Consider the following 14,779-nt stretch of genomic DNA (forward strand, 5'->3'; position numbering starts at 1 on the left):
CCGTTGAAGATGACAAGACACGCCAGGGCTTCCCGATCCTCAGGTTCGCCCACCCCGCACACCGATATTCGTCGGCCGACCCCGCCGCGCAAGGCCACCGGTGCCTTCCCGACAGCTTCTCCGGACGTGCCGCTCGAGGCCGATACCCGCTTACGCTATCGCGTGATCCATGAGCAGTTGAAATCGGCCATTGCGCTTGGCAACATCGCGCCGGGCCTGGTGTTGCTGGAGGGCCCCGTCGCGCGCATCTTCGGCACGAGTCGCGTGCCGGTCAGAAAGGCGTTCGAAATGCTGCACGGGGACGGTCTCCTCCATACCTTCGAAGGACGCGGCTATCTTGTCGCCCATGCGGATGGTAGCGTGCCGGAGCCGCTACGCGCGCCTATCTCGGAAAGCACGCTCGGTTTCGACCGCCCGCTCGAACCGCTCGACATTCCTTCGAACAGCGAACGCATCTACGATTCGCTCGAAGCCGCCATTTCACTGGGTATTGTGTTCGGGCATTTCCGCATTGATGAAAGCAATGCCGCCGAGGCTTTCGGCGTAAGTCGTGGCACGGTTCGCGAAGCGCTGAACCGGTTGCGCGATCGCGGGCTGGTCGAGAAATCCGCATATTCGCACTGGCTATGCGGACCGCTCACCGCACGTGCGGTGCGTCAGGACTACGAGCTGCGCGCGTTGCTGGAGCCCGCCGCGTTGCGAGCAGGTGCGCCATCCTTAACGCGTGCGCAGCTGGAAGCGGCACTACACGATGTCGAGCGCGCGATCGAAACTCCCGATTCCGTTGATGCGGTTGCGTTGCACAAACTTGAAACGACGTTGCATGACACGTTCCTCGCGGGCGCACCGAACCCCAAACTGGTTGCCACGATCAGTCATGCGCACATGCCGTTGATCGTCAACCATGCATTCTACGATGCGTTTAGATTACATCCGGAGCCAGGGACGCTGGCGGAGCATCGGGACATTATTCTGGCACTGTTGCATGACGATCTCGACACCGCTTGCAATGCGCTGGCGACGCACCTGCAACACGGGGAAACGCGAACGCGTCAACGGTTGAAGGTGCTCGCAGTGCTACCCGATCCCGATCTGCCCGGTTATATGCAGCGAATTGCGTAGTGGTTAGTGCCAGCTCACTTTTGCTTCAAGGTTCAACACCGTTGGTTGTCGGGATGATCTTCGTCAAAGAACGCCACAAGCTTCCGGCATCTTCACGCACAACCATCCTGCTGCCATCGCACATTCGTTGGAGCAGTTGTCTGAGCATGGCCTGAGTCTGCGCGATGATCGCGACCGCGGTTGCGGCGTTTCTGAAACACCTGAAACCGAGCATCACGTTCGTTCTCGACTTGATGTTTCGATGGGCCTGCTCAACCATATATTGTTCAGATACTTCGAGGACCGGACTTTCATGTCTTCAAGCAGCAGGCCATCGGCGTTCGTCTCCCGCACCGCACGGTGCGATGCAGGGTAACGATCGAGCGTGATAGTCTCTGGAGGCTGGCCCTGGTGTAGGATCGCCTTGCGAAAAAAGCTTTGGCTGCGGCTACTTTGGTTTGGCCCTGAGTAAGAAGTCCACTGTCCGGCCATCTCGATCAACCGCCCGGTACAGGTAGACCCATCTGCCACGAATCCTCATGTAGGTCTCATCGACCCGCCACGAGCCACCCGCAGGGATCGCGATGCGGCGCCACCATTTAGCGAACTCCGAGGTAGAGCCTTTCACCCAGCCCATCGTGGGAGCCAGCGATAAACCGCGCTCAGCCATCATTTTCAACAGATCGCGTAGGCTGAACTTGTAGCAAAGGTACCAGCGCACGCACAGGACGATGGTTCATTCACCTCTGGCGTTGATTTCCGCAAGACGCTCGTCAATTGTATCGAAGTAAGCTTCACCCTTCGCAGCCATCACCTCTCGAGGATGCGGCCGACCGAGGCTCTCGAACATCTCGATGACATCGTCCCCGCGCAGCCGCTCCGGAAGCTTGGCGAACGCCGCCCTGAGCGTCTCCGCTGGAGACGCTTGCTCCTCAAGGATTTCATCGGCTTCGTGATAGTCCGCGTGCTGAACATGCGTGTTCTGCAAGATGCCGGGCAGAATTTCTCTCGCCTCGTCAGCAGACGTGGCTCCGAGTGCCTTCAGACTGTTGGCGATCTCGTACAGGAGACTCTGATTCTCCGTCTTCTGCAGTTCTTGGAACTCGTGGATCACATCGGCGGGATCGACATTGCCGAGGTCGGCGCCTTCCAGTGTTTCATGAGGCACGATCCCTTGCTGGATACTGGCGTCAAAGGTTCCCGCAGGATGGCTTTTTACGAGCATGGAGAGATTTTGCGCGGCAAACAGTGCATCCCGCCGTCGCGCGGTGTTGCTCCTCCTCAACTCAGGCGAAGAATCCACCACCACGTTGTGTGTGGAGAATCGTTTGGAGGCTATCCTGCTTAGCTTACCGGTCTCATCGACGACCTTAGCCTGTTCGGCGAACCCCACGCTTTTGCGAGCATATCCCGGCTCCGCATGACGAAGAAATGCGGTCGTGAGTTCCGTCTGTTGCTCGGCGTGCATGAGCTTCACCAAGGAATTCTCGGGAAGTGGCTTGCGCTTGAGCGCACTGCGAGGCGGCATCGACGACGTCGCAGCGGATGCCGCCGAGGACTTCGGGCCGCGATTTGTCAAGAGTGGTAGCGAAAATGGAAAAGACAGGCCCTTCCTGCCACCGCTCGCCGGGGCCTGCTTACCACTGGTCGCAGAGGCCGTTGTCGTGCTGGCATCTGTGCTCGAAGAAGCGTGCTGTGTCCTGCTGCGAAAAAAGCTGATGGCACTCATGGTCGGCTATCTTTTTCTGAAGGTGACAAATAAAATCGGCCCAATACCTTCATAGTCCCCCTTGGAAAGACGCGAGGTTGCCGTGCCAGCGAAAAAGAAGCGAAATCAGCGAATATTTGATGCGCGTGGCATGCTGGGGATTGGAAGAGAGCCCCTCTCGAAGTACGCGAGCTCTGCCACCTGTCAGTTACGAACCGGCCAGACCCGTGCGCATTCTCCCGACGCCACGCAGTTACGCCTTAAGCACAAAAAAGATATTCATAAATACAGCGCAACGCGGTCAAACGGGTTTTATCAATACGTCTATTTTATGTGGAATCCCTGCACCCTCGGCGGCGAAGACACAATGCGTGTTCGTTTTTCACCGGCGACGATAGCGTCCCTCAATTTCTCGTCATTTGCAGAAAGCCACTGCCCTTCGTGAGAAATTCGCTTTCCCGCTTCATCCCATTTATTCAGCTTTTCAATCAGACGCCTGTTGAACTCTGGAGCAGGACAAGCGATATTCAACCATGGGTCGCAGATAATTATGCCTTCGTCCCATTTACTCATATCGCGCTCCCAAATTTTTTGTTCCGCGCACCCATAAGGCAGAATAGCGGCAAAAGCATGTGCAATCGTGGACCCACCAATCACGATATGAGCAGCCTTAACATTCCTGCCAGATAGCCTTTCCATCGCCAGCCTCGACAACTCACCGCAGTTATGTGCCGTTGCATTTTCGATGTCGCATAGGTTTCGCAAACTATTGCCGCGCAAGCGGCTTAAACTGGCGCTGGCCGCCTTCAACCTTGCGACTTCCAATTCCTGATCGACTTTGGTTCGCCATTTATTGCTGGACTTAAAATTCGGGCTTTTATAATACGTCGTTCGGATATCCTTTAATACTTCCCGCGCAATAGACAAGTTTGCGATCGTGGTGTTTCCCGGGGTATCGATTGCAGGAATAGCGCGACTTGGGCCCGGCGCGGCGCCCTGAACGGTTCGCGGTAGCGCACAGTTCGCCGCCTTAAACAAACCAGAAAGACCACCTAAGTGGACAGTGCGGCTCCGTCGCGGCGACCCGGGCCGTGCTGCCGCTTCTGCCGGGTTCACATCAGCATTCCCCGATTGCGTTATACCAGCAACGTTAGCTACTGTACCAATTATGGGTTTCATACTGACTGAAGATTGTAAGCAACGGGGGCGTCATCAACGATGACAAACAACAAAGCCTTTCGCGAATGTCTGGTGCGAAAGATCAACGCACGGGACAACGTAAAGCGCCGATCCCGTCTCATTTTCGGGTCGCTTTAGACAACATGCTTCGCGCAATAGGCAACGGTTCGCTCCAAAGCGGTATCCATGCGGTCTCTGAGCATCTGCTTGCCCGCCTTGCCGTCCGCTAGTTCCGCGATCAGTTCATACCCACCACGAAAATCTTCCGGCAAACCGCGCGGTTCGCTGCCCGGTGTATGTAGATCCCTGATCGCGTCGAGCGCGAACAGCACCTCCTCGGTCGAGTGGCCGCCGTTGAACACCAGGCAAATCATGATCGTCAAATGCAAGTCTCGCTGTGACAACTGCGGACGACTTTGTCCGAGATGGTGACCAAAGGACGCTACCATGCCGGTCTGGCCTGACGCACCGTTGACGATCGGCTGGCCGCGCGCGAGGGCGTCCTGTTCGAAAGCGGAAAGACGTTCCGGAGTGACCACGCGACTGTGCGTCCAGCTTTGTCCTTTCCAAGGACTCTTCGTGTTGGCGGCGTTTGGCTGATAGTGCAGCCAGTTACCCGGATCCTGCGCGCGCACACCGGACAGTTGAGACTTACCTCCGGGCTTTTGTGTGCTAAGGAAATCGCAGTAGAAATCGAAGCATCGGCGGTACCACTCGGGACGTTCTATTTCACCGCGCTCAGACACGTTGTGAATCGCCAAAACCATGCGCTGTGCGACGTTGACAGTTTTAATTGCTTCAATGCCGTTCGAGGTGTCCGCCATACATGCCTTTAGCGTGTCCATCGTCGGGTGATCCAAAAAGTTCCGCATCGACTGCGACAGCCCGAACCAAGGCCGCACGTCACTGCGGAGTATGCTCACCAGCTCATTGAACACGGCAGGCGGATACGACTCCATTGTTTCAACAATACCGTGCCCGAGCTCACGTGAGACGCGTAAAACGTTTTTTGGCGGCCAGCGTACCAGATCTTCTACCAGCAACGATTCGAATGTGCGGCCGTACAGGTTGTCAGCGAGCTGCGGGACGGTTACCGGCTTCGCGATTTCGGCCGCGAGTTTGGTGAATTGATCGTGCAGCAACACGTCGTCGCCAACGCGAGCGAGTGCGTCATGGACAAATGCTGCGACCGCAAGACGACTGAACCCACTGGACAGGAAGAGCTTTTTTGCATCGACGAGCAACGCCTGGTTGACTGGATTGCGCTCCATGCCGAGCAGATGCATCGCGCGCACCAGAATGTCGCGTTCGGCGCGCGGTGCCTCGCGCGGGCCGCGAGCGTTCGTCGTCGTCAGCGGTTTGATTACCGCGTTCTCGAGCATGGTAACCAGCGCCGGGGATATATGGTGCAGTGGCGCAAGATCCTCGATCCTGCCGAAACCGTCGAACGTAACTGGACTCTTGGCATCGCCAGCGTCGGCGAGAATCTCGTTAGCCACCTTGGGATCGATGGTGGCGCCGATCAACCGGTCGATCCGTTCCAGCATCCGCTCGGGGGGATTAGTAGGCGACACCGCAAATGCTCCGGACGCCGACACAGTCGACCTTTCGGCGCGCGGCATGGCGGGGGGCGACGAACTTGTAACGAGCGTACGAATATCCCGGCGCGGTGGCATTGAACGCACGGTTGCAGCCGCATGCGTCGGAATGTCCGTTGCATTAGGCATCCGCGCGCATGCGGGAAGGCATGCCAATCCCTCAAAAGTCGGTAGCGACAACGGACGGCGTTTCGGCTCGGATGCGGCAGCTTCGGATGAATTCGATGGCGCGCTGCTCCTTGGCGGAGATACCTCAGCAGATTTCGACGAGATTCGCATCATGGGTGCATGTAGCCAGCCAGTTAAGCTGAAGTATTAGCGGTTAGCTCACCAATACTATGCATCAGGCATGCGCGCGCTGACCGTCAGACCGAAGGATAGGTGCCTCTAACGAATAAAAATAGCCTACGAAGCGGTTTTGGTGCAAATAGGTGAGCGTGTTGAAATTTTTTTACATGTAGGATGTCTTATCAAAAAGACAGAACAGCATTCCATACGGCAAGCAGAGCGGCATCTTTGAGACAGAGTTTAGTCACATCGAACGGGCCCTTGCGAATGCGATGCATCAATTGGATGCCGGAGATCGTTACCGCGGCATTTCTGAACCGTTTGAAACTGAGCATCACGTTTGTTATGGACTCGATGTTTCGATGGGCCTGCTATATCACATTGTTCAGGTACTTCGAGGAGCGGACCGTCATGCCTTCAAGCAAGCAGGCCATCTGCCTCCATCCCCCGCACCGCGCGGTGCGAGGCAGCGTAACCATCGAGCGTGATAGTCTCTGATGGCTAGCCCTGGTGCATTCTCGTTGCGCAAGCAATGTCGGAGCTGTTGAGATTGGTAACTTCAGACGGGCATCTGTTGAAATACACCGAACTCGTCATCTCGGTGTAGGGAATTACGCCGCCGCAGGCCGCATCGAACAGCGCATCGATGCCGCCGCACCGTAGCGCTGGCTCAAGTAAACAAGCCGTAGGAAAACCGACGTAAGATGTCGTGATGAAAAAAACCAAAATCGCTCTATACCAGTCATCGCTTCACACCTTCGGTCATCAGCTGCGCGGTGTGTTGGTATTTCCGCTTCCAGCTAAGTCTGCGTGACACTGCGTAATTGCTTTTCGAGCGTGGGGTCGGCGTGTGCTGCGCTCGAACCCGGTACCGGGCAAGATCGTCACCGATCAACTGCGCAGCTCTCCAGCGGCGAAAGCCGAGATTCCGGATCTAGCGAATGTGAAACACGTGTTCGTCAAAAGCGGCTGCTCGCCTCAACGGCCGAGCCAAGAACCGCCACCAACCTACACGCGGACGCGAACGACGTATTCGCGGTTTTCGCAGCCCGACACGCACTCGGAAATTTCTATAGTGCTTCGGGCCGATCCGTCAACATGTCATGTCACGCTCAAGCGCCATCAGCTGCGCGCGTCAGTTCATCGCAAAAAACTCGCAGCCCAGTTCGAGGCGTGGGGCAAATTTACCAACATCACCCAAAACCGGTCTACTGGTTTCTGACCGGCACTCGCTCCCTGACCTTGTGCTGTCCGTGCTCCCCAAGTTGACAGTGCCCAGCCGACGCTGACTGCTACCATGCCAATGCTGGCTTTCTCACAGAGCCTGGTGAGGTCGTCAGCCTTTGGCTTCCAATCGCACCCACCTTGAACGCCGAAACCGCGTCCTTGAGCTTGATCGATTGCTCTTCGAGTGACTGTGCTGCTGCGGCGGCTTCCTCGACCAGCGCGGCATTCTGCTGTGTTACTTCGTCCATTTGACCTACCGCCTGATTCACTTGCTGAATGCCACGACTTTGCTCCTCCGAAGCGGAGCTGATTTCCCCGACGATATTGGAAACTTGCTTGATGGCTTGCTTTACCTGGGCCATCGTGGCGCTAACCTCTGTTGCTTGGGAAGCACCTGCCTCAATCGTCGTCACGGAAGAGGTGATCATTTCCTTGATTTCCTTGGCTGCAGCGGCGGAGCGTTGAGCCAGATTACGGACCTCGCTGGCAACCACCGCAAAACCGCGGCCTTGCTCACCGGCACGCGCGGCTTCAACAGCGGCATTCAACGCAAGGATATTTGTCTGGAAGGCAATGCCTTCAATGACCCCTGTAATTTCAGAGATCTTGCTTGAGCTGCTGCTGATCCGGCCAATAGTGCCGACCATAGACTGAACAGATTGCTCACCGGCATCGGCGATGTCGCTGGCTTTGGTCGCCAATGCATTGGCTTCGCGCGCGTTATCGGCATTCTGTTTGACCGTTTCAGTCAGCTGCGTCATGCTTGCAGCCGTCTCCTCCAGCGATGCCGCTTGTTGTTCGGTACGCGTGGAAAGCTCGGCGTTTCCGCTAGCAATTTCATGCGATGCAGTTGTAATGTATTCCGTTGCCTGGTGAATGCCACCAATCGTCGATGTCAACTTGTTGCGCATGACCTGCATCGAATACAGCAAGCTGGAAGCGTCGTTGTTTTTCAGCAGAAAATCGACCGTAAGATCGCCGTCTGCAATCTGCCCGACAACGCTGGCCGCGAGATCCGGCTCACCGCCAAGCTGCCGCTGAATGCTACGCACGATCAAGATACAGACAGTTAGCGCAACCAAGATTGCAACAGCAATCAACGAGAGCATCGCAGCCCTGGCAGAGCGGTACGTCGCATGCGCAGCCGCGGCCTGGATTTCCCCTTGGCTCACTACATAATCTCTTAACTGAGCGAGCGAACCGGTCCATCGATCAAGCGCGGGTCCTGCCTCGTTCATCAGAAAATCGGGGCCTGCAGGATCATTCGCCAAGCCGAGCTTTGCTGCCTTATCGACGAGCGGAATAGCGGCTTGCCGACTTTCGGCGGCCTGGAGCAGTAGCGCATCTTTCTGGGCGTCTTTTTGCGGGTCCTTCTCCATGAGGGCGTGAGCCTGCTTCGCGACCTGCAAGTAGTCTTTCATCTTGCTATCGTAAATGCCCTGCTGCACGGTCATGCGCGGCATGTCAGTGAGGATAATAAGATTACGCATTGCGGACGATGCATCCTGAGCATCGTTCAGTGCCCGTGACAAGGTGTTCGCCTCAGCCGTACCGAAGTCAATACTTTGCGTAAGCGCATCATTGAGTTGCTTTAGCTTGACCACGCCAACGATGGCAACCACCAGAAGCACGCAAAGGACCGCGCCGAAACCCAACGCGAGCCTTGTTCCTACTTTTATACGGGATAAATCCATCATGATTGCTATTTTTTTCGTAGGGATTGTTTGTTTTCCAATGGCGTAATGCCATGCCAATGGTTTACGGCAAAGACTGAACTTTCTTTATCGTCGAACGTCTTTAGGGGACAAAAAAATAAGGCCATGCTGTTGTGTTCACATAGGAGACAGGTACAGCACTGCTAAGTCGTACGACTTGCATGACCATTTACATCCGTAGTTACCTATCAAGCGGTTGCGTAGGCAATCCTTGCTTCCCTGTGCTTACCGTCGTCGGCCGTAGACGAATGTCCCGCAGACGGCAACTGGAATTTAGCTACCGCTTCGACAAGTGCCTGCGCCTGCTGCTGCAGGCTTGCCGTCGCCGCAGCGGCCTCCTCTACCAGCGCTGCGTTCTGCTGCGTCACACTGTCCATCTGGCTCACGGCCACGTTGACCTGCTCAACCCCAACGCCCTGCTCGGTACTCGCCGCGGCAATTTCGGATACCACCGCCGAGACGCGTCCGATGGAAGAAACCAGTGCATGAATACGGCCGCCCGCTTGCTGCGCCAAAGACGAGCCTTCGGTGATTTGAGAGACGCTGGCGGTAACCAGTGTCTTTATCTCTTTGGCTGCACTCGCACTGCGCTGGGCGAGCGCGCGCACCTCGCTTGCCACCACGGCAAACCCACGCCCCTGTTCGCCGGCGCGCGCCGCTTCAACCGCCGCATTTAGCGCAAGGATGTTCGTCTGGAACGCGATGCTTTCGATAACCCCGATGATCTGCGTGACTTCCTCGGACCGAGTGGCAATGGACTGCATTGTCTCCACAACCTGGTCGACTGCCACCCCACCCTGCGTGGCTGATCCGCTCACGTCCTGCGCCAGCCGGTTCGCCTCGGCGGCACTGTGGGAATTCTGCTTGATCGCTGTCGCAAATTGCCCAATCGATGCGGCAGTCTCTCCCAGCGACGCCGCCTGCTGCTCGGTTCTGCTGGACAGATCCTCGTTTCCAGATGCAATTTCGCGGCTAGCCACACCGATCGTCTCGGCGTTCTGGCGTACATTGGCAACAATACTGGAGAGACTGCTGTTCATATTGCGCAATGCGGTAAGTAATATCGCGAGTTCATCGGACCCTTCTACATCAACAACGGATCGAAGGTCGCCCGCCGCGACACGCCGCGCCACATCCAGCGCCTGATCCAACGGACGGGTTATCGACAGAACAATGGCGCGCGCGAACCACGCTGCCAAACAGGCAATTCCGAAAATCGACAACAGTAAAATAGTTTCGGTCCGACGTAAGTCACTGAATTGCGTCTCCAGCAATTCACGCAATACCGTGACGCCCACAGCATTGAACGCAAATTGCGCATCGATTGCCGATGTCATCGCCCGCCGATAGTCGCTTGCACTAAGTGTGGCCAAGTCGGCATTGACGATATTGTCGTCGGCCATCTTGATGGCCGTATTAGCCTGATCCACGGCGGTCTTGAAAGCCATGCCCAAACGATCGCGCAATCTAGGATCGGCTTTGAACGCCTTTCCAATAGATCTCGTCATCTCCTGATGATGCTCGCGCGCACGTTCGATCAGGTTTCGGATGGCTTCGCGGTCGGCAAGCGTAATCGTGCTCGCCGCCAGGACCGCGGTGCCGCGAGCACGTAGTTTTCCAAGTTCTTCGGATGAGGCGGGCAACCCAATCAGCAATCCCGATATCAATTGATAACTGTCCAGGTTCGAGTCCAGACTGAGTTCGTAGTTATCAAGCAAAAGGTCATTTACATCAAACATCTTTGATAACAACGCCGTGTGCGACTTATAGATTTCAAGTGCGTTCCTCGGCGTCTTTATCGAATCGGCTTTCACTGCCGCCCAATCGCGCTGCACCTCGGCGAGTGCGGCAACCAGTTCGGCATTATCGGTTGTTGCAAGCGACTTCTGCAACGTATCAAGCAATTGGTCGATCTGTCGGGCCTTTTCGTCCTGGGCCGCCCCTGCGGAAGGGTCTATTGCTAGCCCGCGATGTTGTTGTATCGCCTGCAACACGGCCAGCCATTGCTGTGCGGGTGCAACTCCGTCCATCTCGTGCCTGATCTGTGCCACCGCTTTATTCGCCTCGCGCCGGTAAAACGCTGTCGGCGCCGAAACAAGGACAAGCGCTATCGTGCCAAGCAAGAAAAACTTCCGCCGCAAGCGTAGTTTTCTCAAAATATTTGTCATTCGAATCTTCTCTTTTTTGCGGGGCAACATGCAAACGGCATGAGAGCCCTTCTTGTAATACATATTATGTATGCCGAAATACTATTCCCGCATGACTGCTTGTTGGACGCGCGCGGCGCATGTCTCGCAAACCCGTCGATCTTGCGTGGCACGTCAATTCTTATACGGTGCCGACTGGGTCGATGTGCCTACGATGATACGGTCTCGCGATCCGCTCATTTCGGATGAAACCTGCCCAGACTCCTTCTTTCGTAAGTCATTCGTAGTCGACGGGTTAACCCCATCAGGCTTCCAGAGCCTCGAAAAAATCGCCGCGTCACCTAGCGGGGAAAAGCCATTGCGCGTGGCATAGCTTCGCGGCAGTTCATCATGAAGCCCACTCCGAAACCAAATTTGGTAATTTGGCAACGAGTACCCCGATATTTGCACCGCTGCGACATGCAATGCATGGCACATTCACGAAGATGAACACAAGGCATCACCCGCGGCTTGCCAGTTGCGAAAATTGTAACGCAGCCGCGGAAAATTGATAGAAGTGAATGCGGTCGTTGCTGCAACACCACTGATAATGACTAGGGAAACCACCATTCTTCAAGCGTCACGCAGCGTTCCATAAAACCGAAACGCCTATGCATTCCATATAAATGGTAAAAATGAGAGGAAAACCTGCATTATGTTCCTGCAAGCAAGTGAGGACACGTAACTCTTACCGAATAAATGCAGCTGTCCATGGCATCTCCAGTTATCAAGATGAGAGGAACAAGATGCTGCCGCGGCAACTCGTCGGATAATATGCGGGCGCGATTCGACATCCCCATGAGCGGTTCATCACGAAATAGCAGCAAGCATGATCAGATCTACTGGTTATTTTCTACCGTTCGGTCACTCGTCGCGCCATCACCGGCGTTGACAACCCGGCGTGGCTCTATCAATAACAGCTTTACCTCGCTGTTTTCGCGAGGCTTGTGTTCGACATCCTTTGGTACCACCGCCATTTAACCCGCGCGCAACACGATCAATCCATCGTCCGCCGACGCGCCGCGAAAATAGATACGCAACGCCACGTCGAGGACGACGAACGTCTCATCAGTATCAGCGCGGCGACGCCATTCGAATTCGCTTTCGACCATCACTACTTTAAATTGGTGGTCGCTCATTCCCGCAACGACACCGTGCTGCTAATACCCTTCAATTTTCCCGATCTTGTCGATTAGATCGATGGCTTGCCATTGGCCGCGCTTCGTTGATAGGTGGCGTGTAGGCTAGGTCCGAACAACACTGACACCTGCTGCTTCCAAGTCGGCGGAGAATGCTTCGCTCGTGTCGCTCTCGACAATGATTGTTTGCGCGAGCGTCACGTCGCCTATAGCATAAGCCGACGCCGCATTGAGCTTTTCCATCGACGCCAGGACGATTGTCTCGGCAGAGCGCGCGGCAAGCGCGCGTTTCACATATGCCTCTTCAAGGTCGCCGGTGCTGAGCCCTTCGGTCAGATGCACGCCAGTCACGCCCATGAAGTAAAGATCCGCACGAATGTGAGACATCGCTTCAATAGCGGCGGACCCCACATTCACAATCGAATGTTTATAAAGTTTGCCTCCAATCATGATGACCTCGATTGCCGGATGATCGACTAATGCGACGGCGACTGTTGGGCTATGCGTCACGACGGTAGCCGACAGTGTGTGCGGGATATGCCGGACCAACTCCGCGGAAGTAGTGCCCCCGTCAATCACGACGACCTGACCCGGTGCGATCATCGATGCGGCGACACGCCCAATAGCCGTCTTTCCCGAAGCGTCCATCGCGCGACGCGCTGAAAATGGCGCGACGGCAGGCGAAGCGGGGAGCGCTCCGCCGTGTACGCGCTGAAGCAAGCCTTCCGACGCAAGTTCACGCAGGTCGCGTCGTATCGTGTCTTCCGATACCTCAAATGTCCCGGCGAGGTTTCCTGCCAGGACTTGCCCGTTTTTCGCGAGCATATCGAGTATCAATTTCTTCCGCTGCGACGTCAGCATGATTTTGCACGTTTTATCTTGATATTGCATGAAGTTGCACGATATCATAAAAGCACTCAACACAGAAGGAGAGTGCCATGACCCCAACACGCGACCGCGTACGTATTATCGATTCGGTGACCCTGTCGGATGATTGGTATGTGCTGAAGAAAACGACATTTGATTTTCGTCGCCGCGACGGAACCTGGCAGCGGCAGAACCGGGAAACCTACGATCGTGGCAACGGCGCGACCATCCTTCTCTTTAACCGCGCCCAACGGACGGTGATACTGACACGCCAATTCAGGTTTCCCGTTTTCGTGAACGGCCACGACGGTATGCTGATCGAAACCGCAGCCGGCCTGCTTGATAACGCGTCGCCGGAGGAACGCATCAGGGCTGAGGCAGAGGAGGAAACAGGCTATCGCGTGCAACACGTTCGCAAGGTATTCGAGGCTTACATGAGCCCTGGTTCCGTAACAGAAAAGCTTTTCTTTTTCACGGGAGAATACGATGCGTCGGCTCGGGTCAGTCCCGGAGGCGGCGTGGAAGCCGAGGGCGAGGACATCGAAGTAATAGAGCTTACGATAGACGATGCACTGTCGGCGATAGCCCGCGGGCAGATTGTCGATGGGAAGACGATCATGCTACTGCAGCATATTGCATTGGGAGAGTTAGCGGAGCCCCCATTCAAATCCGCCCCCACTGATAGCCAACCTCGAAGTAATAGCCCCAACCCGTAGAGCGATTCTGGAAATTTCCGCTACCGAAGTTCAAAACCGAGCCGCTCCACTGACCACCGTTGTGGAAGTATCGGGCCACCGCTACCAGACGTAAGTGCTGATAGGAATAGATCAGCGCGTTCGTCTCGACAAATGCGTTGTCAGTGCGCGTGTTACCTCCCGTTTTCTCTTGCAGCCGTGATCCAAAGTCATAGTTGAAAAAGCCTGAATAGCTCCAGTCGCCCCCCAGGTAATGACCAATCGGATAGAAGTAGTTCATCTGGTAACGGTAACCGTCCCATGAATACTCGTTAGCCGCGCCATAGTTCTGCCAATTACGATTGACGTAGAGGTTCGCCGAAAGAGAAAGGGGCGTGTGCGTGTCGATGTCGGTACCGAGCCCTATATATAGAGTATTTTGCTCGTCCGCGCGGCTTCCTCCCTGTTCATAAATCCAGTCTGACGCCAGATAGATATGCTTGAAAGGGCCAAAGCGAAACGCTTTTCCTGCAAGCGTATCAAGCGCGACACGGGGTTCCTGCTCACTGAAAAAAGGCGGCCCCTGGTCCCAGAGCCCCGACGTATTTTTTGTGCCCGCATTGAATACCTTCAACACATCCACGTAGCCGTAGAGGTTAAACGGTCCCTTCGTACCAAAATATTCATATTCGAGATAGGTATTACCGGTGCGATACGGTCCAAACCGCGTCAGGCTGCTGTTGATGATACTGACCGTGTTATGTAGCCAGGGTCGATTCTCAACGGCCGGTTCGGCAATCGCGGGAAGCGGCGCCGTGCTGTCTGGATTTTGCTTCGCTTCCGCGCTTTCGTGAGGCGACGCGCGCACCGTATTCGGTGATGCATTCTTTGCCGTATCGCTTGCAGGCAGGCCAGCCTCGGCGGCGTTGCCGCCGTCATCGGGTGACCCTGTTGCCCACGACGGGGCCGACACTAGTGCGCATGCCGCGAGCAAACTACCGGACGCCGCGGTCCGCACGATATTGACAGACGTTTCTGAATACTGTGCCCACATTACTTCGCATACACGTTTCATAGCCCGCATACGTGTTCTCCGA

11 protein-coding genes and 4 pseudogenes are annotated in these 14,779 nt (G+C 55.7%); 5 read left to right on the plus strand and 10 right to left on the minus strand.

Features of this window, described 5'->3' with window-relative positions:
• Positions 1 to 9 precede the first annotated feature (9 nt).
• On the plus strand, positions 10 to 1,122 hold the full coding sequence (locus tag WM40_RS02935) for a GntR family transcriptional regulator (RefSeq protein ID WP_081765178.1): 1,113 nt from the start codon (positions 10 to 12) through the stop codon (positions 1,120 to 1,122).
• A gap of 25 nt (positions 1,123 to 1,147) precedes the next feature.
• Here the strand turns inward: WM40_RS02935 and WM40_RS32730 are convergent.
• A pseudogene (locus tag WM40_RS32730) lies at positions 1,148 to 1,834 on the minus strand (IS6 family transposase).
• 3 nt (positions 1,835 to 1,837) lie between these two features.
• Positions 1,838 to 2,581 carry a hypothetical protein gene (locus tag WM40_RS29475; RefSeq protein WP_157685686.1) on the minus strand — a complete coding sequence of 248 codons (744 nt, stop codon included), beginning with the start codon at positions 2,579 to 2,581 and terminating at the stop codon, positions 1,838 to 1,840.
• On the opposite strand from WM40_RS29475, the gene WM40_RS02950 reads away from it, so the two are divergent.
• Entirely contained in the window at positions 2,568 to 2,885 is a 318-nt protein-coding gene (locus tag WM40_RS02950; RefSeq protein WP_024905610.1) for a hypothetical protein, read from the plus strand. The genes WM40_RS29475 and WM40_RS02950 overlap by 14 nt on opposite strands.
• A 248-nt stretch (positions 2,886 to 3,133) precedes the next feature.
• Here WM40_RS02950 and WM40_RS02955 read toward each other — a convergent pair whose 3' ends face one another.
• Both WM40_RS02955 and WM40_RS02960 read right to left on the minus strand, forming a co-directional pair.
• A complete protein-coding gene (locus tag WM40_RS02955) occupies positions 3,134 to 3,925 on the minus strand; it encodes a hypothetical protein (protein ID WP_157685687.1) in 792 nt (263 codons plus the stop codon).
• Between the two features lie 197 nt (positions 3,926 to 4,122).
• Positions 4,123 to 5,562: a hypothetical protein gene (locus tag WM40_RS02960; RefSeq protein ID WP_157685688.1), complete on the minus strand. Its 1,440-nt coding sequence runs from the start codon at positions 5,560 to 5,562 to the stop codon at positions 4,123 to 4,125.
• Positions 5,563 to 5,608: 46 nt separating this feature from the next.
• Between WM40_RS02960 and WM40_RS02965 the strand changes: the two genes are divergently transcribed.
• Positions 5,609 to 5,905, plus strand: coding sequence for a hypothetical protein (locus tag WM40_RS02965; protein WP_024905614.1), 297 nt, complete (start codon positions 5,609 to 5,611; stop codon positions 5,903 to 5,905).
• Positions 5,906 to 6,056: 151 nt separating this feature from the next.
• On the opposite strand, the pseudogene WM40_RS32735 reads toward WM40_RS02965, so the two are convergent.
• Positions 6,057 to 6,375 (minus strand): annotated as a pseudogene (locus WM40_RS32735) (DDE-type integrase/transposase/recombinase); the annotation flags it as partial.
• A gap of 263 nt (positions 6,376 to 6,638) precedes the next feature.
• Here WM40_RS32735 and WM40_RS02975 point away from each other — a divergent pair.
• Positions 6,639 to 7,096, plus strand: a pseudogene (locus WM40_RS02975) (DDE-type integrase/transposase/recombinase).
• Positions 7,097 to 7,166: 70 nt separating this feature from the next.
• On the opposite strand, the gene WM40_RS32235 reads toward WM40_RS02975, so the two are convergent.
• The 4 genes and pseudogenes from WM40_RS32235 to WM40_RS02995 all read right to left on the minus strand — a co-directional run bounded on the left by WM40_RS32235 (position 7,167) and on the right by WM40_RS02995 (position 13,050).
• Positions 7,167 to 8,855, minus strand: coding sequence for a methyl-accepting chemotaxis protein (locus WM40_RS32235; protein ID WP_330218150.1), 1,689 nt, complete (start codon positions 8,853 to 8,855; stop codon positions 7,167 to 7,169).
• Positions 8,856 to 9,004: 149 nt separating this feature from the next.
• Positions 9,005 to 10,984 carry a methyl-accepting chemotaxis protein gene (locus WM40_RS02985; RefSeq protein ID WP_162199029.1) on the minus strand — a complete coding sequence of 660 codons (1,980 nt, stop codon included), beginning with the start codon at positions 10,982 to 10,984 and terminating at the stop codon, positions 9,005 to 9,007.
• Between the two features lie 857 nt (positions 10,985 to 11,841).
• Positions 11,842 to 12,204: pseudogene (locus WM40_RS02990) on the minus strand (cupin domain-containing protein).
• A gap of 42 nt (positions 12,205 to 12,246) precedes the next feature.
• Positions 12,247 to 13,050 (minus strand): DeoR/GlpR family DNA-binding transcription regulator, encoded by an 804-nt coding sequence (locus WM40_RS02995; protein WP_201779115.1) that lies wholly within the window; start codon positions 13,048 to 13,050, stop codon positions 12,247 to 12,249.
• Positions 13,051 to 13,079: 29 nt separating this feature from the next.
• Between WM40_RS02995 and WM40_RS03000 the strand changes: the two genes are divergently transcribed.
• On the plus strand, positions 13,080 to 13,724 hold the full coding sequence (locus WM40_RS03000) for an NUDIX domain-containing protein (protein WP_024905619.1): 645 nt from the start codon (positions 13,080 to 13,082) through the stop codon (positions 13,722 to 13,724).
• On the opposite strand, the gene tsx is transcribed toward WM40_RS03000, so the two are convergent.
• Positions 13,672 to 14,766, minus strand: coding sequence for a nucleoside-specific channel-forming protein Tsx (gene tsx / locus WM40_RS03005; protein ID WP_236693358.1), 1,095 nt, complete (start codon positions 14,764 to 14,766; stop codon positions 13,672 to 13,674). The genes WM40_RS03000 and tsx overlap by 53 nt on opposite strands.
• Between the last annotated feature and the right edge of the window lie 13 nt (positions 14,767 to 14,779).

It is taken from the genome of Robbsia andropogonis (assembly GCF_000970345.1).
GTDB classification, from domain to species: Bacteria; Pseudomonadota; Gammaproteobacteria; order Burkholderiales; family Burkholderiaceae; genus Robbsia; species Robbsia andropogonis.